At 38.3% G+C, this 22,670-nt stretch carries 21 protein-coding genes and 1 tRNA gene; 4 read left to right on the forward strand and 18 right to left on the reverse strand.

Translation table 11 applies throughout. The annotated features are described in order from the left end of the window. Positions 1 to 31: 31 nt before the first annotated feature. From SCSC_RS04660 to SCSC_RS04680, 5 genes are all read right to left on the reverse strand, one after another. Positions 32 to 1,090, reverse strand: coding sequence for a BMP family lipoprotein (locus tag SCSC_RS04660; protein WP_006269420.1), 1,059 nt, complete (start codon positions 1,088 to 1,090; stop codon positions 32 to 34). Between the two features lie 72 nt (positions 1,091 to 1,162). Continuing rightward, the gene (locus tag SCSC_RS04665; RefSeq protein ID WP_006269381.1) at positions 1,163 to 1,552 is read right to left on the reverse strand and encodes a cytidine deaminase; all 390 of its coding nucleotides are present in this window, start codon (positions 1,550 to 1,552) and stop codon (positions 1,163 to 1,165) included. Next, a complete protein-coding gene (gene deoC, locus SCSC_RS04670; RefSeq protein ID WP_006267712.1) occupies positions 1,539 to 2,201 on the reverse strand; it encodes a deoxyribose-phosphate aldolase in 663 nt (220 codons plus the stop codon). The genes SCSC_RS04665 and deoC overlap by 14 nt, the downstream gene beginning before the upstream one ends. A gap of 18 nt (positions 2,202 to 2,219) precedes the next feature. After that, the gene (locus SCSC_RS04675; protein ID WP_006269411.1) at positions 2,220 to 3,497 is read right to left on the reverse strand and encodes a pyrimidine-nucleoside phosphorylase; all 1,278 of its coding nucleotides are present in this window, start codon (positions 3,495 to 3,497) and stop codon (positions 2,220 to 2,222) included. Next, positions 3,494 to 4,087 (reverse strand): class I SAM-dependent methyltransferase, encoded by a 594-nt coding sequence (locus SCSC_RS04680; protein ID WP_003068923.1) that lies wholly within the window; start codon positions 4,085 to 4,087, stop codon positions 3,494 to 3,496. The genes SCSC_RS04675 and SCSC_RS04680 overlap by 4 nt, the downstream gene beginning before the upstream one ends. Positions 4,088 to 4,182: 95 nt before the next feature. On the opposite strand from SCSC_RS04680, the gene coaA reads away from it, so the two are divergent. From coaA to SCSC_RS04695, 3 genes are all read left to right on the forward strand, one after another. Then, positions 4,183 to 5,103 (forward strand): type I pantothenate kinase, encoded by a 921-nt coding sequence (gene coaA, locus SCSC_RS04685; RefSeq protein ID WP_006269389.1) that lies wholly within the window; start codon positions 4,183 to 4,185, stop codon positions 5,101 to 5,103. A 68-nt stretch (positions 5,104 to 5,171) separates the two neighbouring features. Continuing rightward, on the forward strand, positions 5,172 to 5,408 hold the full coding sequence (gene rpsT / locus SCSC_RS04690) for a 30S ribosomal protein S20 (RefSeq protein WP_006269392.1): 237 nt from the start codon (positions 5,172 to 5,174) through the stop codon (positions 5,406 to 5,408). Positions 5,409 to 5,472: 64 nt separating this feature from the next. Next, positions 5,473 to 5,982, forward strand: coding sequence for a DNA topology modulation protein (locus tag SCSC_RS04695; protein ID WP_037565509.1), 510 nt, complete (start codon positions 5,473 to 5,475; stop codon positions 5,980 to 5,982). Between the two features lie 25 nt (positions 5,983 to 6,007). On the opposite strand, the gene SCSC_RS04700 is transcribed toward SCSC_RS04695, so the two are convergent. Then, on the reverse strand, positions 6,008 to 7,636 hold the full coding sequence (locus SCSC_RS04700) for a M20/M25/M40 family metallo-hydrolase (RefSeq protein ID WP_006269388.1): 1,629 nt from the start codon (positions 7,634 to 7,636) through the stop codon (positions 6,008 to 6,010). A 177-nt stretch (positions 7,637 to 7,813) separates the two neighbouring features. Between SCSC_RS04700 and SCSC_RS04705 the strand changes: the two genes are divergently transcribed. Next, positions 7,814 to 9,262, forward strand: a complete 1,449-nt coding sequence (locus tag SCSC_RS04705; RefSeq protein ID WP_006269401.1) for an alpha-amylase — start codon at positions 7,814 to 7,816, stop codon at positions 9,260 to 9,262. A 470-nt stretch (positions 9,263 to 9,732) separates the two neighbouring features. Here the strand turns inward: SCSC_RS04705 and SCSC_RS04710 are convergent, their stop codons facing one another. The 12 genes from SCSC_RS04710 to pyrR all read right to left on the reverse strand — a co-directional run bounded on the left by SCSC_RS04710 (position 9,733) and on the right by pyrR (position 22,598). Next, entirely contained in the window at positions 9,733 to 11,079 is a 1,347-nt protein-coding gene (locus SCSC_RS04710) for a sensor histidine kinase (RefSeq protein WP_006269417.1), read from the reverse strand. Then, on the reverse strand, positions 11,069 to 11,743 hold the full coding sequence (locus SCSC_RS04715; protein ID WP_003068917.1) for a response regulator transcription factor: 675 nt from the start codon (positions 11,741 to 11,743) through the stop codon (positions 11,069 to 11,071). The genes SCSC_RS04710 and SCSC_RS04715 overlap by 11 nt, the downstream gene beginning before the upstream one ends. Before the next feature lie 263 nt (positions 11,744 to 12,006). After that, on the reverse strand, positions 12,007 to 12,450 hold the full coding sequence (locus SCSC_RS04720; protein ID WP_006269399.1) for a hypothetical protein: 444 nt from the start codon (positions 12,448 to 12,450) through the stop codon (positions 12,007 to 12,009). Between the two features lie 327 nt (positions 12,451 to 12,777). After that, on the reverse strand, positions 12,778 to 13,536 hold the full coding sequence (locus SCSC_RS04725) for an alpha/beta hydrolase (protein ID WP_006269377.1): 759 nt from the start codon (positions 13,534 to 13,536) through the stop codon (positions 12,778 to 12,780). A gap of 133 nt (positions 13,537 to 13,669) precedes the next feature. Continuing rightward, positions 13,670 to 13,741: transfer RNA gene (locus SCSC_RS04730), tRNA-Arg, on the reverse strand. Between the two features lie 39 nt (positions 13,742 to 13,780). Further along, positions 13,781 to 14,128, reverse strand: coding sequence for a 50S ribosomal protein L19 (rplS, locus tag SCSC_RS04735; RefSeq protein WP_003024326.1), 348 nt, complete (start codon positions 14,126 to 14,128; stop codon positions 13,781 to 13,783). A 149-nt stretch (positions 14,129 to 14,277) separates the two neighbouring features. Further along, positions 14,278 to 15,237, reverse strand: coding sequence for an ROK family glucokinase (locus tag SCSC_RS04740; protein ID WP_006269422.1), 960 nt, complete (start codon positions 15,235 to 15,237; stop codon positions 14,278 to 14,280). A 95-nt stretch (positions 15,238 to 15,332) separates the two neighbouring features. Further along, positions 15,333 to 18,512, reverse strand: coding sequence for a carbamoyl-phosphate synthase large subunit (gene carB, locus SCSC_RS04745; RefSeq protein WP_006269412.1), 3,180 nt, complete (start codon positions 18,510 to 18,512; stop codon positions 15,333 to 15,335). A gap of 179 nt (positions 18,513 to 18,691) precedes the next feature. Further along, the gene (locus SCSC_RS04750) at positions 18,692 to 19,780 is read right to left on the reverse strand and encodes a carbamoyl phosphate synthase small subunit (RefSeq protein ID WP_006269370.1); all 1,089 of its coding nucleotides are present in this window, start codon (positions 19,778 to 19,780) and stop codon (positions 18,692 to 18,694) included. A gap of 38 nt (positions 19,781 to 19,818) precedes the next feature. Further along, positions 19,819 to 20,742: an aspartate carbamoyltransferase catalytic subunit gene (locus tag SCSC_RS04755; RefSeq protein WP_003068909.1), complete on the reverse strand. Its 924-nt coding sequence runs from the start codon at positions 20,740 to 20,742 to the stop codon at positions 19,819 to 19,821. 61 nt (positions 20,743 to 20,803) lie between these two features. Further along, positions 20,804 to 22,072, reverse strand: a complete 1,269-nt coding sequence (locus SCSC_RS04760; protein ID WP_006269390.1) for a uracil-xanthine permease family protein — start codon at positions 22,070 to 22,072, stop codon at positions 20,804 to 20,806. Between the two features lie 4 nt (positions 22,073 to 22,076). Beyond that, on the reverse strand, positions 22,077 to 22,598 hold the full coding sequence (gene pyrR / locus SCSC_RS04765) for a bifunctional pyr operon transcriptional regulator/uracil phosphoribosyltransferase PyrR (protein WP_003072874.1): 522 nt from the start codon (positions 22,596 to 22,598) through the stop codon (positions 22,077 to 22,079). Positions 22,599 to 22,670 lie beyond the last annotated feature (72 nt).

The raw sequence follows: 22,670 nt of genomic DNA on the forward strand, positions 1-22,670 counted from the left end.
GACCCACGAAGGTCGCTTCTTGAGTGTCAGATTACTTATCTGTAGGAACTTTAATACTTCCATCAAGGATTTTTGCTTTTGCATCTTCTACTGCTTTTTTAGCTTCAGCAGACAAATTCTTAGTTGTTAAATCTACACCTTTATCTTTCAAACCATAAGTTGTAGTTTTACCTCCAGGGAACTTCCCTTTTGCTGTTTTGTTAGCAATATCTTTTACAGTACCACCAACTTGTTTCAGAGTAGAAGCTAAAACAAAATTAGATTCTTTGCCATCTTTAGATTTGTATTTACCTTCTTCGTTTTGGTCACGGTCAACACCAATAACCCAAACTTTTTCAGATTCATTTCTAGTTTCATTGATGGATTTTGCTTCGTTGAATACACCTGCACCAGTACCACCGGCTACCTGGTAAACAATATCTGCACCAGCTGCATATTGAGCAGCTGCAATGGTTTTACCTTTTGCTGCATCACTAAAGCTTTCCGCATATTTCACATCAATCTTAATAGATGGATCAACAGATTTCACACCTGCTTCAAAACCTTTTTCAAAGCGAGTCAAAACAGCACCTTTAATACCACCAACAAAGCCAATTTTCTTGGTTTTAGTTGTTTTTGCTGCAGCCACACCTGCAAGGTAAGCAGCTTCATTATCAGCAAATAAAGCAGAAGCTACGTTCTTATGACCTTTAATCTCATCATCAATGATAACATAGTTCGTATCAGAATGATCCTTTGCTGCTGCTTCTACAGCGTTACGAAGAGCAAAACCAATACCAAAGACCAACTTGTAATTACCAGAAGCTGCCTGCTCAAGGTTAGTAGCATATTCTGATTCATTAGTAGATTGAAAATAAGTGAAGCCATGGTCTTTTGTCAAACCATTTTCTTTACCCCAAGCTTGCAAACCTTCCCAAGCTGATTGGTTAAACGATTTATCATCTACACCACCTGTATCTGTTACAATTGCAGCTTTCAAATCTGTCTTTGCATCTTTATTGCTTGATTTAGATGCACGGTTACCACATGCAGCAAGTCCGATTGCTGCGACAGCTACTAGACCAAGGCCTAGCCATTGTTTCTTGTTCATCTCTGAACCTCCTAAATAAGATGTGCAACAAAGTTGCAAAATTAACTTTGGTCAAATGACCATTTTTACCAACTACTCCAAGTTAGTAAAAGAATACGGAAGTAATTCCCTGACCGTCATCACGACCGTCGATTTATCTTTGGCAACAAGTGTTACCTTTAAATTCTGCGGAAAAAATTCTGCCATTACTTGACGACAAGCTCCACACGGAGAAACGGGCTTTTGAGTTTCACCATAAACGATTAATTCCTCAAACTCCGTAACACCTTCTGAAATAGCCTTAAATATGGCTGTCCGCTCACCGCAGTTCGTCAGACCAAAACTAGCATTTTCAATGTTTACACCTGTAAAAATCTGATCATTTTTAGCTACTAGTACAGCGCCAATCGGAAAATGAGAATAAGGAACGTAAGCTTTTTTACTTGTCTCAATCGCTAGATCAATCAACTCAGTAGTCGCCACTAGCTTTTTCTCCTTTCATAATGGCTACACCAGAAGAAGCTCCGATACGCGTTGCGCCTGCTTCAATAAATGCAACTGCATCTTCATACGAACGAGCCCCACCTGAAGCTTTAACACCCATATCTGGACCCACTGTCTTTCTCATCAATGCTACATCATGAACAGTAGCTCCACCTGTTGAAAATCCAGTTGAAGTTTTTACAAAGTCTGCACCAGCTTTTTGGGCTAACTGACACGCTACAACTTTTTCTTCATCAGTTAACAAACAAGTTTCGATAATTACTTTTACAAGTGTGTCACCGCTTGCTTCCACAACAGCAGCAATATCTTCTTCTACCAACACCAGATTTTGAGATTTCAAAGCACCAATATTGATAACCATGTCTACTTCGTCTGCTCCGTTCTTAATGGCATCTTTTGCCTCAAAAGCTTTTACAGCAGGTGTATTTGCACCCAAAGGGAAACCAATAACAGTACAAACCTTAACATCTGTATCTCGTAATCCTTCTGCTGCAAAACTGACCCATGTTGGATTAACACAAACACTTGCAAAATCATATTCTCTTGCTTCTTCAATCAATTTTTCAATTTGCTCTTGGTGAGCATCTGGCTTTAAAAGCGTATGATCTATATATTTATTTAACTTCATTTTCGGTTCTCCTGTAAGTTAAGCGATTACTTCAATAATCTCTTGAACTTTTTTCGGCTCATTACTCATTTTAACATTTTTTTTGAATTCTGTAACTAGTTCTTGTGAAATTTTTTCATTTGCATAAATTTTTGCGACAATTTCATCGATTTTGACCGGTTCTCCGACTTTCTTTTCAAAAACAATTCCTGTTTCAAAGTCTAATGCATCAGATTTCACAGCTCGACCTGCGCCCAGCCGCATAGCAAATAAACCAAACTCCATTGCTGGCAATTCAGAAATATAACCCGCTTCATCTGCAGTCACTTCTACAACGTATTTTGCTGATGAAGGGCGGTACAAATCTTCTAAATCGCCACCTTGTGCAACAACCATGGCTTCAAATTTTTGCAGTGCCGATCCATCAAATAGATGTTCCCGCACTTCTTTTACAGTTTTTTCAACATTTGCTAAGCCAAGCATGATTTGGCCTAATTCACAAATAAATTCTGTTACATCTTCTCGTCCTTTTCCTTGCAGGATATCCAAAGCTTCAAGGATTTCCAAACGATTACCAATGCTAGTTCCCAGAGGTTGGCTCATATCAGTAATAACTGCTGTCGTCCTACGCCCAACTGCTTTTCCTAAATCAACCATAGTACGAGCTAGAGCACGCGCATCTTCTAGATTTTTCATAAATGCACCCTCGCCAACTGTCACGTCTAACAAAATGCTATCCGCACCAGCTGCAATTTTCTTGCTCATAACAGAACTTGCAATCAGAGGGATCGTATCGACGGTCGCCGTCACATCACGCAAAGCATAAAGTAACTTATCAGCTTTCACCAACTGATTTGACTGACCAATAACGGACAATCCGATATCCTGCACTTGTTTAATAAATTCTTCTTGGCTGCGCTCAATCTGAAATCCTTTAATGGATTCTAGTTTATCAAGTGTTCCTCCTGTATGACCGAGTCCACGACCACTCATTTTAGCAACAGGCACGCCAAAACTAGCCACCAATGGTACTAACACCAGTGTCACTTTGTCACCTACACCTCCGGTCGAATGTTTATCAACCTTGATTCCAGAAATAGCTGACAAATCAATTTGCTGACCTGTGCCTACCATGGTCATCGTCAAATCAGAAATCTCGCGAGTACTCATGCCTTTAAAATATACTGCCATTGCAAAAGCCGACATCTGATAATCGGGCACGGTTCCGGCAACATATCCTTCGATTAACCACTTAATTTCATCGCTGGTTAATTCTAAGCCATCCCGCTTTTTCTGAATAACATCAACTGTTCTCATATTTCCTTCCTACTTCTAAGGATATAATATCCCTTATCTTTTTTTAAAATTTCGCAATTTCCAAATACTTCTTCCATCTTAGCTTTTGCACTTGGCGCTCCCTGTTTTTTTTGAATAACAATCGTCAAGTCGCCTCCGTCTAGTAAGTGCGCATGGCTTCCTGCAATCACCTCATGAACAATCTGTTTCCCAGCTCGAATCGGTGGATTGCTGATAATATGATGAAATCTCCCTTCTACATTTTGATAAATATTAGATTGAAAAATCGTAGCTAGAACTTGATTACGATCAGCATTTTGGCGAGCTAAATCAAGAGCACGCTGATTTATATCAACAAGGGTCGCCTTGACTTCTTTAGCCTTGACTAAAGTAAGTCCTAATGTTCCATAGCCACAACCAACATCTAATACGCTTTCTTGCTTATGAAAATCAAGACACTTTAAAAGCGTTTGACTTCCATAATCAATCATTTTCTTACTAAAGACGCCGGCGTCAGTCAAGAAAGTCATATTTTGCCCCAGAAGTTGAACGTTCAGTTCGTGAATATCATGTTCTGCATCTGGATTTTCTGCGAAATACATTTTAGTCATAAAACTATTTTAACATAAAGACCTTTTATTTGTAAACCGTTTACAATTTGTTTAAAATTATGATATACTAATGGTCATATTAATAGGAGTCCTCTATGAATAACGAATTTATCCATTTTGAAAAAATTAGTCGAAAAACTTGGCAAAACTTACATCGCAAAACAACTCCGCCTTTAACACAAAAAGAGCTAAATTCCATCAAAAGTTTCAATGATAAGATTAGCCTTCAAGATGTAACAGATGTTTATCTTCCCTTGACCAATCTCATCCAAATTTATAAGCGCTCAAAAGAAGATTTAGCATTTTCAAAAGGTATTTTTTTACAGAAAGCTATCAAACGCCAACCGTTTATTATCGGTGTCTCTGGCAGCGTTGCTGTTGGAAAATCTACTACCAGTCGGCTCTTGCAAATCCTTTTATCTAGAACATTTTCAAATGCTACTGTTGAATTGGTGACGACGGACGGATTTCTTTATCCAAATGCTCACTTGCAGGAGCAAAATCTTCTCAAGCGCAAAGGCTTTCCAGAAAGCTATAATATGGGGCTCTTGCTTGACTTTTTGGACAATATCAAAAATGGAAAGGATTATCAAATTCCTGTTTATTCTCATGAAATTTATGATATTGTTCCAGACGAAAAACAGTATGTTACAGCCGCAGATTTTGTCATCGTTGAAGGTATCAATGTTTTTCAAAATCCACAAAATGAACGTCTCTACATGACGGATTTCTTTGATTTTTCGATTTACGTGGATGCAGAAGTTGAAAATATCGAAACTTGGTATCTGGATCGTTTTAAAAAATTGCTCACTTTAGCAAAAGAAGAGCCAACTAACTATTATCATCCTTTCACTTCTCAGCCAGAAAACAAAGTTATGGAATTCGCTCAAAATGTCTGGAAGTCGATTAACCTTGTGAATTTGCAAGATTATATCGAACCCACACGCAACCGAGCCGAAATTATTCTTCATAAAACAGCAAATCATGAAATTGATGAAATTTATCTTAAAAAATAAAAAGGCTTGTCAAATTTCAACTTTTCATATATAATTAGATAGTTAGTATATCATTGGAGGTGAAAACATTGGCAAATATTAAATCAGCTATCAAACGCGCTGAATTAAACGTTAAACAAAACGAAAAAAACTCAGCTCAAAAATCAGCTATGCGTTCTGCAATTAAAGCATTTGAAGCAAATCCTTCTGAAGAACTTTTCCGCGCTGCAAGCTCAGCTATCGATAAAGCAGAAACTAAAGGTTTGATTCATAAAAACAAAGCGAGCCGCGATAAAGCACGTCTTGCTACAAAACTTGCAAAATAATCTGCATAACGTAAAAAAGAGCTCAGTGGAGCTTTTTTTGTTGCTGAAAACAGAAAGGCTAGATATGAAAATTACAATCATTGGTTATTCTGGATCGGGAAAATCTACTTTAACGACCAAATTAGCCCAGTATTACTCTATTCCCAAATTGCATTTAGACACACTGCAGTTTCTACCCAATTGGGAAATGAGTGACCGCAGCTGGATGCAAGAGCAAGTTAAAGGATTTTTAGAAGCCAAAGAAAACTGGGTGATAGACGGAAACTACAGCTCCTGCTGCTATGAAGAGAGAATGAAACAAGCAGACCGAATTATTTTTTTAAATTTCTCACGTTGGAGTTGTCTTTTACGGGCTGCAAAGTGTTATTCCAAGAACAGAGGTAAGGTCAGAGACAGTATGGCACAAGACTGTCCTGAAAAGTTTGACTGGGAATTTATCCGCTGGATCTTACATGACGGACGAACTGCTAACATTCGGAAACGATATGAGAAACTTCAAAAAATGTATCCCTACAAATTTATAGTTCTTCATAACCAAAAAGAACTAGATAACTTTTTAGCGCAATTTTCATAAACATCAAAAGCTATATTCAGCTCAGTTATGAATATAGCTCTTGTTTTTTAATACTGTCAATATGTTCTAGCAAATATAACAGAAATTGAGGAATCGTTTCCAACATATCCTTTTCATAGACGCGTTCCGTCAACTGATGTAAATCTTTTCCCCAAGGTCCTAGATTGATGCCAGGAACATTGATGTCCTGAATTTTCTCAAAATCAATCGAATATAAATGTTCAGGGACAGCCATACTATCGATAATTTTCTGATGTTCTTCAACAGATTTTTCTAAAGCACAGTAACTAATATCGCAAATTCCCATAAAGAACTCTTCTACTGTTAGACGAGCAGCCGCCGTATCAGCTAAGTATCTACTATAAAGTGCAATGAGTTTTTCAATATCAACCACACTATTTTTCAGATGCCGGCAATTCATAGAAGGATAATAAGGTGGTGCAATGGTCAGCACCACAAATGCTTCCTTTTTATCATAGAAATCTAACACCTTTTGAACAGTTTCAATGGTTATTTCTTGATAGCTTAAGCCCGCTTGAAATGCTTTATGAGCAGATCGGGTTACCTTGTGCATAAATTCTTCAAATCCAGACTTCTTTTGACATAACTGGATTAACCCATCATAAGTCAGTACACGAGGTTTTGTGACTTTTTTATACTCTTTATAAACCACCTGCAAAGTCTGATAGCGCTCATAAAATTCATCAACAGCTTCTTGACAAAGATGTTGAATTGTCATCATCAGCTCTTTCGGACTTTTATCTAAATAAAGAATGTTAAAATAGCCTGCTGCCCTGAGAACAGTTGATACATCATAATTTTCCTTCAAATCACGCATATAAGACCATGAGGGCAAAGGAGCCCGCTCTCCATCAATCAAATCCGACAAGAGCGGATTAAGATCAATTTTTTCTACTACTTTTGCTAGAAGCGAAACAGCATTGATACCCTTGAGAGGCTCTTTCATGTGGGAAAGAATACCCTGCGTAACCATGACAGGCATCATTTTCCCAACTGTTCCAACATGCAACACTTTTTCCTGAGCTGAATTGCTTTCAAATGGTTCTGAATCAATAGCCAAGATATAATTTAAATGAAATTTCTTCTTCAAATCAGAGAGCAAACCTACCGCAGCTCGCATTCCTTGAGAATAGGATTCCTCATCTCCAACTGATAAATAAAGAAGATTCACTTTCCCTTCTGCTTTGCTCGCATATTCTGCGACTACTCCCAATTGCAAAGCCAATGCAGCTTTCATATCACATGATCCACGACCAAATTGCCATTCGTTAGAAATTATATCTTCTAACACATCCTGACCCAGTGCAGAACTTGCTAAAGCCTTTTTCAAAGCCATATTATCAAAGGCAATTTCCTTTAAATTGCCAAAATCCTCAATATCAACTGTATCATGGTGATGAAACAAAATCACTGTATCTGCACAATGACGTTTTACTAAAGCCCAATTCACACTGCGATGAAAAAAATCATTCGGAATCTGATATGTGCCAAAGTAATCCGAATGCTCCTGAAAATACGGCAGACTGCCAATATATTGATTGAGAAAATTTTCAATATTTCTTTCCAAATCCGTATGCGTAAAACTTTCAATCACCATGCTCTTGTCAAAAATATCTTGAATCCTATTTTTCATCAATGGCTCCTTCAACTTTTTAATAAAAATAGCTCACTAGCTTTATTATATACCTTCAAAATAACAGTTTCAATCCATTTTATCGTTTCTGATTCTATAAAATTTACGCAAACGTTTGCGTCAAAAGAGTTATTTTGATAAAATAATAGCCATCAAGATAAGAAAGAAGTATCTCGTATGGAAAATCAAACATTGATGCAATATTTTGAATGGTATCTACCAAATGACGGACAACATTGGAATCGCTTAGCAAAAGATGCCCCACATCTAGCCTCTAAAGGGATTCGCAAGGTTTGGATGCCACCAGCTTTTAAAGCTACTAGTTCCAACGATGTTGGTTACGGTATCTATGACCTATTTGATTTAGGCGAGTTTGACCAAAAAGGAACGATTCGAACAAAGTACGGCTTAAAAGAAGAATATTTGAAAGCTATTAAGTCGCTCAAAGAAAATGGAATCGAGCCTATTGCAGATATCGTTTTAAATCACAAAGCAGCAGCAGATTACAAAGAGCGATTTACTGTTATTGAAGTTGACCCAAACGATCGTACAGTTGCACTCTCTGAACCTTTTGAAATTAAAGGTTGGACTAAATTCACGTTCCCAGGTCGCCACAAAAAATATAATGATTTTGAGTGGCATTGGTATCACTTTACTGGGACTGATTATGATGCTCAACGGAATAAATCAGGGATTTATCTCATTCAAGGAGACAACAAAGGGTGGGCAGATGATGACTTAGTTGATAACGAAAATGGCAATTTTGATTATCTCATGTATGCTGACCTTGATTTTAAGCACCCAGAAGTCATTCAAAACCTTTATGATTGGGCAGATTGGTTTATCGAAACGACTGGCATTCATGGCTTTAGGTTAGACGCTATTAAGCATATCGACTCTTTCTTTATGAGAAATTTTATCCGTGATATTATGGCGAAGTATGGAGAAGATTTCTATGTCTTTGGAGAGTTTTGGAATGGTGATGAAACTGCAAATAACGATTATTTAGGAAGCATTGACTATCGTTTTGATTTAGTTGATGTCAAGCTTCATCATAATCTATTTGATGCTAGTCGCGCTGGAGTGGACTATGATTTGAGAAATATTTTTGAACAAACACTCGTCAAAAATCATCCTGAATCGGCTGTTACTTTTGTCGATAATCACGACACACAACGTGGACAAGCACTGGAATCAACTGTTGAAGAATGGTTTAAGCCTGCTGCTTATGCTCTCATTTTATTGCGTAAAGCAGGTCTACCTTGCGTTTTCTATGGAGACTACTATGGTATCAACAGCGAATTCGCTCAAGCCAGCTTCCAAACAGTTCTTGATAAATTATTAGATATTCGTCTCAACTTAGCCTATGGCGAACAGACGGATTATTTTGACGACGAGCATTGCATTGCTTGGACCCGTTCAGGCAAAGACAATGGACAGCCAATTGCTGTTATTTTGACAAATGATCAAGCTAATTCAAAACGCATGTATATTGGTGAAAATTGGGCTGGTAAGGAGTTTAAAGATTACTTAGGAAACAACTCTTCAGCCGTGATAATCGAGGAAGACGGCTGGGCAGATTTCCCAGTTGTAGAAAAATCAGTTAGCGTCTGGTCTGCGCAATAAAATAAGGAACACAGAGAGAGCTAAACCCAAATTCGCTCTCTCTGTCGATCGGGGCGACGAAGTAAACCGAAAGTTGAGACCCCCGTCCGCCCGGCTGACAGCATAAACTAAAACTTAGGCGGCTCGTCCGCCCAGTCGACATAATAAACCGAAACTTAGACAACTCGTCCGCCCAGCTGACGGAATAAACTGAAACTTAGTCAGCTCGTCCGCCCAGCTGACAGAATAAATTAAAACTCAGGCAACTCGTCTGCCGGGCTGACGGAATAAACTGAAATTTACTTGCTTCGTCTGCCGGGCATATGAAAGCAAGAAAGAACGATGTTGACATTCTCATTCAACTATGCTTTTAAACAAGAAAAAAACACGACCAAATCAAGATTAGCTAACAACTCGTCTTGACTTGGTCGCGTTTTATTATCATCTTTCGGAATAACTTTCTTTACAGGTACACCGAAAGTATCCTAAATCTATTTTTTCTTTTTATTATCCGTTCGAATCGCAATCTTCACCTCAAAAATAGTTCCTTTAGGATTATTGTCTTTCACTGCAATGGTTCCTTTAAGAGCTTCTGTGATTTGCTTTGCAAGCGACAACCCTAAACCAAAACCACCTGTCTGCCGAGTCCGTGCTTTATCAACACGATAAAAACGATCAAAAATCTTTTTCTTATCTGCCGTACTAATCCCCGGACCATTATCCGAAACCTTCAAAAACAAATTTCGATCATTTGCAGAAATTGTCAATTCAATCACACCATCTTCATCTGTATATTTCAGGGCATTATCAAACAAGATAGTCATCAATTGCTTCAGTAAGGTTTTATCCGTTTTAATTACGCGGTGAATCCTATTGTCAAATCGGAAAATTTTCCCATTCTCTGCGGCAACCATTTCATAGTTGGTGAAAGTTGTATTAAAGAAATTTGGCTCGATATCGCCAATTTCTGGTTTAATCCCGTCGTCACGCCGTGCTAGATTGAGTAAGTTTGTCGTCAACATTTTCATATTTCGCACTTCATCCAAACTAGAAGCAATGCTTTCACTGGCTTCCATAATAGTAGCTTCTGGCTTTCTAAACAAAGTCTCCAAACGATTTTGCAACACAGCTAGAGGTGTACGCAACTCATGACTAGCGTTTTCGACAAAACTTTTTTGCTTTTGAATGCTTTCTAAAAGAGGTTTAACACTGACCCGTGCAAGATAAACACTAGCAATCAAGGAAATTCCCCAGAAACTAATCATCACCACCACAATCAACTGTTCATGATTTTGACTAGTTTGTTCCAATTGACTGATATTGATAAAAACCGCTGCGTATTTGACATTGGTCTCCAAATTAGGCAGTTTTACCTCAAATAAAATCATTCGATAGGTTTCTTCTCGACCATAATTGCTTTTTACTTGAATCTGACGAATGTGGTCTAATTGCTTCCTATTAAAGGAAAGTTTATTGAACCCTAAGAAATTATTGCTTGTAATAATCGGCTTATAATTCTTATCAAATAAAATAACTTCTGTGTTGGCACTAACATTTGGTTTATCTGTCAACTCTTTGTCAGCTGTTCCACTTTTAGGCTCTCCATTTTCTGACTTTTGATCTAGCCCTACTTTTCGAGCAAGTGCTAAATTAATCACAGAAGCCGAATCTTGACTCAAGCTTTTTAAATTGTTATCTACCGTTGTATAAAGGCTTGAGCGCATAACTTGAATGATAATCAAGGTCATAGCTGAGAAAATGAGAGTAAAAATACCAAAATTGCGAATGAAATAAGAAAAATCATCCGCATACCATGCTTTTTTTAGTTTATTCAGCATCTTTTAAAATATATCCGACGCTGCGAAGTGTTTGAAGATTATTCGCAAAGGTCGTCCCTTTCAATTTTTTCCGAATTTTTGAGACATAAACTTCTACAACTGAAATGGTTGTATCACTATCAAACCCCCATAAGCGATCGAAAATCTGCGTCTTCGGTAGAATAACATTTTGATTCTGCAAAAAATATACTAATAAATCAAATTCTTTTCCGAGTAACTCTACTTCATTTCCATCTACAAGTGTAGTGTTCGTTGACAAATTAATGGTTACATCGCCATAAGAAAGAGTATTTTCATTAAACTTGCCCGATCGTTTCAAAAGAGCTTGAATCCGCATTTTTAACTCTTCCAAATAAAATGGTTTGGTCAAATAATCGTCGGCTCCCAGCTCAAAGCCATGTCCTTTATCATTCAAACTCTCTTTAGCTGTCATAATCAATACCGGTGTTGTAACACCTTTTTCACGTAATCCCTTCAATACTTGAAAACCGTCTTTTTCCGGTAACATCAAATCAAGTAAGATAAGATCGTACACACCACTTTCGGCTTCGTACAATCCTTCCTCACCATCAAAAACTTGCATGACATCTGCAAAATCATCCAAAAAATCAAATACTGAGTTAGATAAACCAAGGTCATCTTCTACTAATAGAATCTTAATCATACGCTTTTCCTTCTAAAAATATGAGTTTAGGGCAAATATCCCTCAATCAAAAATTCGTTATGTACTAAACGGCGCAATAGCCGAGCATTTAAGCAGCATCCTGATTCTTTCAGAATAGAATAAGAACTAAAAATTTTAAAATCCCACTTCTTTCCATTCTCTTAATTATGAACCAAGCACTATTTTCACATTTTCGTGTTAAAACTCAATCTACTGACTTTCTGCTATTCTGATTCTATTATAGCATGACTTTCTCTAAAATATTAAGAATTTGTTGTATTTGAGTCATTATTTTCTGTCGTACTACTATTCTTGTCTGATTTAGTCGAACCATCAGCATTTGATGGAGCTTTTTTCTTTGAGTTATTATTATTTCCTGATCCATTTTGACTATTACTATTATCATTTTGGTCACCGTTTTGTTGGGAAGGTCTTCCATTGGGATCACCTTGGTTATTTTCACTTTGTCCACCCGGAGGTATTCCCGGGCCACCTTGGTTTCCTTGTTGGTTTTTTTGCGCCTGAGTTGTCGTACTTGTCTGTACTTTAGTTTGCTGATTAAGTGCATTTGTCGCCAATGAGCCAATACCTAGCCCACCAAGAAGACCGACAGCAAGTGATCCGCTTGCTACAACAGTCATCCACCATTTCGTACTTTTTTCCACTATGATCATCTTCTCTTTTCTACTTGTATTCTCTTGTTTCATTCTTGTCAAATTCCTTCTTTCTATTTTTAAGCATTCAGAGACTGTGTTACAAAGAACATTGCAATGATTCAGCTCCTCTTTATGATAAAGCGTATCAAATCAATATACTTAACTTTGAATTTTTATCTCCTCATACTCTTTCTTTTGAATGTACCTATCATATCCATTTTTTCTTAAAAGTGACTGAATTTTTTCTTAAATAAACCTAAAACTAAAGAAAGAAAATAGTGAAACAATACAGAAATAATAGAAATAAAAAAACTAAATCCGATAAATACGAATTAGTTTAGAAACGATTTTATTGAACCCCGGTTAGAAAAGTGAAAACTATGTCTCTTTTTTGTCAAAAAGCCGGTTAGTATCTATTTTATCTTTGAGTAATGCTGCTATTTCTTTTGGTTTTTCTGTATATAAGGAATGACCACAACCAGGCACTTCTAGAATGTCTATAAAATCCGGAATATTTTTCAAAGCATTCTGTTTCCAGATAGGCGTACTTTGATTTACTCTTGGAATAAACAATATCACATTTCTATTCTGTAAAAGAGATAGTTTCCCTGTAGTTTGTCGTCTAATAGTTAACAAACGAGTGAGAAGTATTTCAGACAAGTTCAAATGCCAATACCTTTGTACCTCATCAAATACAAAACTTTTTTTAACTGCTCTCTCTATATTTTCTGACCACACAGTGGCATTTTGCTTTTCTGCTATAATAGCTCCTTCTAAATTTCTATAAGTATTCGTTTGAAGATAATTCAAAGCATCTTCTATTTCTACATTTAAAGGGCAAATCTTGTCCATATCAATATATCCACCATCTAGTAAGACGAGATGCATAATATTATCATAAACACTTGTTAAATAAACTGCTAAATCTGCTCCCAAAGAGTGGGCAATTAACAGAATATCATCTTCCATATTAACTTGTGCTACAAACCAGTCCTTCAAAGCCTGTAATGAAGTTAATCGTTCTTTCAACTTAGAATCATACATATCCAGATAAACAACTGGAAAATGCAAAGAGTCGAAAAAGTCTTGAGGATAGAAACGATTGCATCCTAAACCACCAATAAAATAAGCTTTCATATTTTCCTCCTTTCTCTCACTGCTATAGAAACAAAACTTACTTTAGCTTTTATTTGTTTCGCTTTCAAAATATACAAATTTGGCCAAACATAACAAAAGCTCTTTAGTAACAAGAGCTTTCAGCATATTACGATGTCCCCTGCCGGAATCGAACCAGCAACTACTCCTTAGGAGGGAGTTGTTATATCCATTGAACTAAGGGGACTAGAGAAAAACTCTGCCGACAGACAGAGTTATTTCTACATTAACGGCGAATTTCTTTAATACGCGCAGCTTTACCTTGTAATGCACGAAGGTAATACAATTTCGCACGACGTACTTTACCGTAACGCACTACTTCAATCTTTTCAACACGTGGTGTGTGAAGTGGGAAGATACGTTCAACACCTACACCGTTAGAGATTTTACGAACAGTATAGTTTTCTGAAATACCTGCACCCTTACGAGCGATAACCACACCCTCGAAAATTTGGATACGTTCGCGGTTTCCTTCGACAACTTTCGCATGAACACGAACAGTATCACCAGGACGGAACGCAGGAATATCAGTACGAAGTTGACCTTCAGTCAAACTTTGGATTAATGGATTCATTTTTCTTCTCCTATCTTACTAATCTTACGATTCAAGACCACAGCGGATTAGTCGTTTTCTAGTGCTTCCATTACGCACTAACTAATATCATAACAAATTTTATAAAAATTGTAAATGCCTTGTTTGAATTATTTTTCTTTTTGGAAGGGTTATTGAAGAACTAAAGAAGCCGCTCCAATGACACCTGCATCATTTCCAAGCGTTGCAAGTGCCAGCTTTGTCGAAGTACGCACTTGTGGGAAAGAATTTTCTTCATAAACCTTACGAACACCGTCTAGTAAAAATTCTCCTGCAGCAGAGACACCACCACCAATAACAATCGTTGATGGATTTAAGATTGATCCAATGTTTGCACAGGCAATACCAAGGTAACGAGAAAAATTTCGATAAACAATGAGAGCTAATTCGTCTCCAGATTTAGCTAAGTCAAAGACTATTTTTGCATTAACATCTTCGCCGTTATCAATCAGTTTTTTTAGCTCTGCATCACCAGCATATTCATCAGCATAGCGACGCGTTAAATTAACAATACCTGTTGCAGAAGCTACTGTTTCTAAACAACCTTTCTTGCCACAAGTACAAAGGATTGGTTGATCAAAATCAACTGTAATATGGCCCAATTCTCCTCCTGCTCCAGCTACACCATGCAGTAGTTTACCTTCCGCGACAATACCACCACCGACACCTGTTCCAAGAGTCATAAACACAACATCAGGCTGATTTTCACCAGCACCTTTCCAGCGTTCGCCAAGGGCAGCTACATTTGCGTCATTATCAATAAAGAAAGGAATACCAGTTGCTTTCTCAATTTTTTCTTTTACAGGTTGTAAAGTTTTCCAATTGAGATTATAAGCCCCAATAACCATCCCTTTTTCACGATCCACAACACCAGGTGAACCCATGCCAATTCCAATGAAATCTTCTACCCCAAGTCCCAATAGTCGCAAGCGATGATTGATAGATTCAATCATATCATCAACAATATGACTACCTTCATCTAAAATGTTTGTCTTAATAGACCATTTTTCTTGAACTTCTCCCTCTTGGGTCAGAATCGCAAACTTCACCGACGTACCACCTAGGTCAATCCCAATAATTTTTTTAGACATGCTACTCTCCTCTAATAACTATTTTCATTTTCATTATAACAGATTTTTCAAGAATTGAAAAGGTTTGCATAAAACTTAATATATCTTAACCCAGTCTAAATCGCTTCTGTCATGAAGCTACGGCTTTCTAAAACTTGAAGCATGGCATTGGCTGTATCAAGCGCAGTAAAAAGTGGGATTCCATGTTCAATGGCAGAATGACGAATAGCCTGGCCATGTTCATCTGCCGTTCGCTTTGTTCCGACCGTATTGATAATTGCCTGAACCTTGCCTTTGCAAATAAAGGCTGGAATATCATTATGATCATCTGTACCAATTTTTTCAACTAATTGCGCTTGAATACCATTTTCTTTAAAGAATTTAGCGGTACCTTTCGTGGCTAAAATACTGTAACCAATATTTGAGAAGCGACGTGCTAACGCTAATGCTTCTTCTTTAGTATCATCAGCAATGGTAAAAATGACATTACCGAAAGCAGGAAGGTGGAAATAAGATGCTTCAAAAGCTTTATAAAGCGCTTTTTCAAGAGTTGAATCAGTCCCCATGACTTCGCCTGTAGATTTCATCTCAGGTCCTAAAAGACTGTCAACCTTAGCTAACTTGGTGAAGGAAAAGACTGGAGCTTTAACATGAACAGTTTGACTTTCTGGATAAAGGCCATCCTTATAGCTAAGTTCAGCCAGACTGCTTCCTAAAATCAATTTAGTAGCAATTTGTGCCATTGGTATATCTGTCACTTTAGATAAAAATGGTACTGTTCGACTGGCACGCGGATTAACTTCAATAACATAAACGGTTTCGTCTTTGATGACAAACTGAATATTCATTATCCCGATACAGTTTAGTCCGATAGCCAAGCGTTTTGTATAATCTGCAATGGTTGCCTGAACTTCTTTTGAAAGAGTTTGCGGTGGATAGACAGCCATAGAATCTCCTGAGTGGACACCGGCACGCTCAATATGTTCCATAATGCCGGGAATAAGAACGTCCTTACCGTCAGAAATGGCATCTACCTCACATTCACTGCCGACTAAATAAGAATCAACCAATACAGGATGATCCGGACTGGCCTTTACAGCTGTTCGCATGTAAGAGCGTAAATCGTTTTCATTTTCAACAATTTCCATAGCACGTCCCCCAAGAACGTAAGATGGGCGAACAAGCACTGGAAAACCAATTTTACGAGCCGAAGCGACCGCTTCTTCTTCATTTGTTGCTGTTTGTCCCGGCGGTTGAGGAATATTTAAATCCTTTAAAACCTGCTCGAAAAGATCACGGTCTTCTGCACGGTCAAGATCAGCTACTTGCGTACCCAGAATTGTCACACCAGCATGCGATAATGGTTCTGCCAAATTGATAGCTGTTTGTCCGCCAAACTGAACAATGACACCTTTAGGTTGCTCCAACTCAATTACATTCATAACATCTTCAAAAGTTAGCGGTTCAAAATAAAGTTTATCAGAAACTGAAAAATCTGTTGAAACGGTCTCAGGATTGGAATTCATGATAATAGCTTCATAACCTGCGTTTTGAATGGCTTTGACAGAATGAACTGTCGCATAATCAAATTCAACTCCCTGTCCGATACGAATCGGACCTGAACCCAAAACAATGACGGATTCTTTTCCTGATTTGATGGACTCATTTTCCCATTCGTAAGTCGAGTAGAAATACGGTGTTGCAGATTCAAATTCAGCCGCACAAGTATCAACCATCTTATAAACCGGAATTATCTTGTTGTCAAGACGAAGCTTGCGAACAGCATCTGCTGTCATCTGCCAGATATCAGCAATTTTTCGATCAGCAAAACCATTGTGCTTAGCTTCTTTGAGAATAGCAATATCACCAACCTTGGCTGCTAATTCTGTTTCAATTTCAAAGATATGCAAGAGCTTATCAAGAAAGAAAAGATCAATTTTTGTTAAATCCGACAGTTCCTCAATGGAATATCCACGACGAATGGCTTCAGAAAGATAGAAAAGACGGTCATCTTGTGCTTTGACAATTTTTGCAACCAAATCATCATCACTGACATCAGCAAGTTCAGCCATTTCATTATGATAAACACCAATTTCCAGTGAACGGCAAGCTTTGAGAAGACTTTCTTCAATATTACGCCCAATAGCCATGACTTCACCAGTCGACTTCATCTGTGTTCCAAGACGACGTTCACCATGTTCAAATTTATCAAATGGAAAACGTGGAATCTTAGCCACTACATAGTCCAAAGCTGGTTCAAACATGGCATAAGTTGTCCCCGTAACTGGATTAATCATCTCATCCAGAGTTAAACCAACAGCGATTTTTGCAGCTAATTTAGCGATAGGGTAGCCAGTTGCTTTAGAAGCTAGAGCTGATGAACGTGAGACACGTGGATTAACCTCAATGACATAGTATTTAAAGCTATGCGGATCCAGAGCCAGCTGTACATTACAACCACCTTCAATCTTAAGGGCACGAATAATTTTTAAACTAGCATCACGCAGCATTTGATTTTCGATATCTGAAAGTGTCTGCGTTGGCGCAAAAACGATAGAATCCCCTGTATGAATACCAACTGGATCAAAATTTTCCATGTTACAGACAACTAGAGCATTATCTGCACTGTCTCTCATAACTTCATATTCGATTTCCTTAAAGCCAGCAATAGAACGCTCAATCAGACATTGCGTTACAGGTGACAGTTTGAGACCATTTTCAGCAATTTCACGAAGTTCTTTCTCATCTGCACACATACCGCCGCCTGTGCCGCCAAGCGTAAATGCCGGACGAACAATGACTGGATAGCCAATCTTAGCAGCAAATGCAACAGCTTCGTCAACGCTATTAACAATATCAGATTCTGGAATGGGCTGTTCTAAATCTTCCATCAATTGCTTGAAAAGATCGCGATCTTCGGCCTGATCAATAGCAGACAGCTTGGTTCCTAAAAGTTCAACTCCTAACTCATCTAGAATACCCTCTTTAGATAATTCCATCGCCATATTGAGCCCCGTCTGTCCACCAAGAGTTGGCAGTATGGCATCGGGACGTTCTTTTCTTAAAATTCGGGTTACAAATTCAATAGTAATCGGTTCAATATAGACCTTATCTGCAATTTCTTTATCTGTCATGATTGTTGCTGGGTTTGAATTGACCAGAACGACACTATAACCTTCTTCTTTTAAAGCAAGACAGGCTTGGGTTCCTGCATAATCAAATTCAGCAGCCTGTCCAATGATAATGGGACCAGAGCCAATCACCATAATTTTTTTAATATCTGTACGTTTAGGCATTTATAAGATATTAAGGGCGTTAAGCGGATATAGCAAAAATAGGAAACTAGCCGACGACGCTCGCGTCTAGGATGTACTTATCTTTTTTGCAAAGTCCGCATCCCGTATTCGGTTAAGCAAATACGAGAACTTGCCCTTCTCCTTTCTCTATTTGTCAACTTTCAGTATAACATCGAGTGTCACTTACCACTTTGTTTCAATTGAAAGGCAGCAATCATGTCCATAAATTCATCAAAGAGATAGCTGGCATCATGTGGACCTGGTGCAGCATCAGGGTGAAATTGTACTGAAAAAGCAGGGAAAAAGCGATGCCGTACCCCTTCAATAGACTTGTCATTAATCTCCTCATGCGTAACCATCAACTCGTTTGGAAAATTCTCCCTACTAACAGCATAACCATGATTTTGACTGGTAAAATCAATCCGCCCTGTCGCAATCTCTCTGACAGCATGATTAAAACCACGATGACCGAATTTCATTTTATAGGTTTGAGCGCCATTTGCTTTACTAAAAAGTTGATGTCCCATACAGATACCAAAAAGAGGAATTTTTCCTTGAATCCCTCGAATCATTTCTAGCACTTGCGGTACATCATCTGGATTACCTGGACCGTTGGATAACATGACACCGTCAGGGTGAAGGTGAAGAATATCTGCTGCACTTGTATCATAGGGAACAACTGTCACATTACAATTGCGTGCCGCCAATTCACGAAGAATCGAATGTTTCAATCCAAAATCAACTAACACAATACTAGGACCTGAACCCGGTGCTGGATACGATGTTTTCGTTGAAACTTGTTTGATATTATCAGTCGGCAAAACAGTAGCCTTCAACTGATCTTGAAGATGCACCATTTGGTCGCCAACATTAGCCAATGTTGCCTTCATCGTCCCATGTTGCCGAATGATTTTCGTCAATGCCCGCGTATCAATACTAGCAATTCCTGGAATTTTCTTGACCTTTAAAAACTCGTCTAGGGTCATCTGATTGCGCCAATTGCTTGCCCTTCGTGCCCACTCATAAACAACCACCCCTTTACAAGTAGGAGTGATCGATTCGTAGTCATCACGGTTAATTCCATAATTTCCGATTAACGGGTAGGTAAAGGTCAAAATTTGCCCATTGTATGATTGATCTGTAATAGATTCTTGATAACCGGTCATACCTGTATTAAAGACGATTTCTCCGGTCACATCCATATCAGCCCCGAATGCCTCTCCTTCAAATACTGTCCCATCTTCCAGAATTAACAAGCGTTTTTCCATTTTCCCCTCCGTTTGTTCTTACAGCAATACCTTAGTGTCTATTGCTCTTTTCGTCCATTTAAAACAGACTCAATAATTGCCATACGGACAAATACACCATTTGTCATTTGCTCTACAATCCGCGATTTTGGAGCTTCTACCAGATGATCTGCAATTTCAACATCGCGATTGACTGGAGCTGGATGCATGATGATGGCTGTATCCTTCAGTCTGTCATATCGTTCCTGAGTTAAGCCGTGCAATCTATGATAATTTTCTTTTGAAAAGAGTGAATCGTCATCATGACGCTCGTGCTGCACGCGCAGAAGCATTAAGACATCCACTTGGTCAACGACTTCATCAAGTGTGACAAATTGCCCATAATCTGCAAATTCTTCACTTCTCCATACCTCTGGACCTGCAAAATAAAGTTCTGCACCCAGACGCTTCAAGATTTGCATATTTGACTTGGCCACGCGCGAGTGATCTAAGTCGCCTGCAATCGCAATCTTCAAGCCGTCAAAATGCCCAAACTCTTGATAAATGGTCATCAAATCTAGCAAACTTTGACTCGGATGTTGTCCAGAGCCATCACCACCATTGACAATTGCAGTTGTAATCGTTGGACTTTCAATCAATTCCTTGTAGTAATCCACTTCTGGATGCCGAATGACGCAAACATCTACTCCCAGGGCCGACATGGTTAATATCGTATCATACAAGGTTTCACCTTTATTGATGGAGCTCGTTTTTGAATCAAAATCAAGCAAATTACATCCCAGCTTCAATTCAGCCATTTCAAAAGCTTTGTGAGTTCGTGTAGATGGTTCAAAGAAAAGATTAGAAATAGTATGTCGTTCATCAAAATGAGCTTTCGCTCCATTTTTAAATTCAATTCCGCGTTTAATCAAACTCAATACTTCCTCATTCGTAAGAGTTTCCATTGATACAACATTTTTAAGAGCGATTTGATTGGATGACATGATGTGATTTCTCCTTTTATTAGATACGAGATATTTCTTTTAATAAAGTTAGGTGTCTAAACTAATTTTTAGGTTCCGGCAGAATAAGATAGAGCACAGTTCCAAGAACTGTTGATAAAGCAACTCCCGAAATTTGCAGACCTGAAAGTTGAAGCGTTAAGCCGCCAATTCCTGCAACTAAAATTACACTGGCAATTAACAGGTTTTTCTTATTATCAAAGTCTGTTTGTTTTTCAATTAAAATTTTCAAACCACTAGAAGCGATGACTCCAAAGAGCGCAATAGAAATACCGCCTAGAACTGGAGTTGGAATAGATTGTAAGAGTGCCGATACTTTTCCGACAAAACTCATCACAATCGCAAGTACTGCTGCGCCTGCAATAACATAAACGCTATAGATTTTATTTAAAGCCATCACACCAATATTTTCACCATAACTAGTCACTGGTGGTGCACCAAAAATCCCAGCTATCACTTGTGCAAGACCGTCTCCAGCAAGAGTTTTATCCAATCCCGGGTCTTTAAAGAAATCTTTTTCGGTCAAACTATTCAGTACCATGACATGACCAAAATGCTCTGTCATAGTCACAAATGCAATTGGCGCCATTGTTAAAATTGCACTTGGATAGAATTTAACGCTATAATCTAAGAAGGGAAGATGCATAGGTGGGACATGAAACCATGAAGCTTGAGAAACTTTTGTAAAGGAAATGATGTCTTCTCCTGTTACCGCTCCAAGAACGAGCGCAAAGACATATCCTACAATCAAGCCCAACAGCACTGGAATAATTCCTACAATCTTTTTACCATAAATATTGAAAAGAATGACTGCAAAGAGAGTAACAATCCCAATAATGAAATAAGTTAAATTATATTTACCATCTTTTAACATGACATCGTTTACCGCTGTGCTGGCCAGACTTAGTCCAATAACCATAATGATTGGTCCTACAACAACTGGCGGCAAAATTTTATCAATCCAAGCGTTTCCAGCAAATTTTACAGTGAGAGCGACAATGAAATAAACCAGACCACCAGTAATAGCTCCTTGAGCGACAGCAGCGATACCGTCTGTTTTCATCAACATTTGCATGGCTGCAATATAAGCAAAGCTAGAACCCATATAAGCTGGTACTTTGTATTTAGTAACTGTTAAATGCGCTAATGTTCCAAGACCACTTGAAAACAAGGCAACTGCTGGGTCAATTCCAACCAGAATTGGAACCAAAACCGTCGCTCCAAACATCGCAAACAAATGCTGAAATGACAATCCTACAAGTAGACCTGGCTTTGGCATATCATGAACATCGTATTTTACATTTTGACTCATTTTCTTATAACCCCTCCGCAATCAAGACACGGTCTTGACCATCCTGTTCTATCATTTCCACAATAATTTCTTCTGTTCGACTAGTTGGAATGTTTTTGCCCACATAATCTGCTCGAATCGGCAATTCACGGTGTCCGCGGTCTACTAAAACAGCCAGGCTAACACGTGACGGACGTCCCAAACTAACTAAATTATCAATAGCGGCACGAATGGTGCGTCCTGTATAGAGCACATCATCCACCAAGATAACTTCATGATCTGTAATATCAACCGGAACGTGTGTCGTATCTTCTTCCACCTTAAAGTCATCACGGAATGGTTTAGTATCCAACTCACCGATAGGTACATTGACCTTTTCAAGCTGTGCCAACCGTTCCTGAATCCGTTGGGCAATGTAAACCCCCCTGGTCTTAATACCAATCAAGACAATCTTGTCTAGCTCTTTGTTGCGTTCGATGATTTCATAAGTAATGCGTGTAATAGCACGTTTCATTGTCAAACCATCAACAACTTCTTTCGTTTTCATAGAAAGCCTCCTTAAAAATAGAAAAAGTCTCCTTCACAAGGAGACTTCAGAAAATCTAGGCAAGCACAAAGA

Origin of the sequence: Streptococcus constellatus subsp. constellatus (assembly GCF_023167545.1) — a bacterium.
Lineage (GTDB): Bacteria > Bacillota > Bacilli > Lactobacillales > Streptococcaceae > Streptococcus > Streptococcus constellatus.

What these genes read in the sequence shown, in the direction of transcription:
- SCSC_RS04660 (WP_006269420.1), bottom strand. Translation starts at nt 1,090, where the DNA reads ATGAACAAGAAACAATGGCTAGGCCTTGGTCTAGTAGCTGTCGCAGCA.
- deoC (WP_006267712.1), bottom strand. Translation starts at nt 2,201, where the DNA reads ATGAAGTTAAATAAATATATAGATCATACGCTTTTAAAGCCAGATGCT.
- SCSC_RS04675 (WP_006269411.1), bottom strand. Translation starts at nt 3,497, where the DNA reads ATGAGAACAGTTGATGTTATTCAGAAAAAGCGGGATGGCTTAGAATTA.
- SCSC_RS04680 (WP_003068923.1), bottom strand. Translation starts at nt 4,087, where the DNA reads ATGACTAAAATGTATTTCGCAGAAAATCCAGATGCAGAACATGATATT.
- coaA (WP_006269389.1), top strand. Translation starts at nt 4,183, where the DNA reads ATGAATAACGAATTTATCCATTTTGAAAAAATTAGTCGAAAAACTTGG.
- SCSC_RS04695 (WP_037565509.1), top strand. Translation starts at nt 5,473, where the DNA reads ATGAAAATTACAATCATTGGTTATTCTGGATCGGGAAAATCTACTTTA.
- SCSC_RS04700 (WP_006269388.1), bottom strand. Translation starts at nt 7,636, where the DNA reads ATGAAAAATAGGATTCAAGATATTTTTGACAAGAGCATGGTGATTGAA.
- SCSC_RS04705 (WP_006269401.1), top strand. Translation starts at nt 7,814, where the DNA reads ATGGAAAATCAAACATTGATGCAATATTTTGAATGGTATCTACCAAAT.
- SCSC_RS04710 (WP_006269417.1), bottom strand. Translation starts at nt 11,079, where the DNA reads ATGCTGAATAAACTAAAAAAAGCATGGTATGCGGATGATTTTTCTTAT.
- SCSC_RS04715 (WP_003068917.1), bottom strand. Translation starts at nt 11,743, where the DNA reads ATGATTAAGATTCTATTAGTAGAAGATGACCTTGGTTTATCTAACTCA.
- SCSC_RS04720 (WP_006269399.1), bottom strand. Translation starts at nt 12,450, where the DNA reads ATGAAACAAGAGAATACAAGTAGAAAAGAGAAGATGATCATAGTGGAA.
- SCSC_RS04725 (WP_006269377.1), bottom strand. Translation starts at nt 13,536, where the DNA reads ATGAAAGCTTATTTTATTGGTGGTTTAGGATGCAATCGTTTCTATCCT.
- rplS (WP_003024326.1), bottom strand. Translation starts at nt 14,128, where the DNA reads ATGAATCCATTAATCCAAAGTTTGACTGAAGGTCAACTTCGTACTGAT.
- SCSC_RS04740 (WP_006269422.1), bottom strand. Translation starts at nt 15,237, where the DNA reads ATGTCTAAAAAAATTATTGGGATTGACCTAGGTGGTACGTCGGTGAAG.
- carB (WP_006269412.1), bottom strand. Translation starts at nt 18,512, where the DNA reads ATGCCTAAACGTACAGATATTAAAAAAATTATGGTGATTGGCTCTGGT.
- SCSC_RS04750 (WP_006269370.1), bottom strand. Translation starts at nt 19,780, where the DNA reads ATGGAAAAACGCTTGTTAATTCTGGAAGATGGGACAGTATTTGAAGGA.
- SCSC_RS04755 (WP_003068909.1), bottom strand. Translation starts at nt 20,742, where the DNA reads ATGTCATCCAATCAAATCGCTCTTAAAAATGTTGTATCAATGGAAACT.
- SCSC_RS04760 (WP_006269390.1), bottom strand. Translation starts at nt 22,072, where the DNA reads ATGAGTCAAAATGTAAAATACGATGTTCATGATATGCCAAAGCCAGGT.
- pyrR (WP_003072874.1), bottom strand. Translation starts at nt 22,598, where the DNA reads ATGAAAACGAAAGAAGTTGTTGATGGTTTGACAATGAAACGTGCTATT.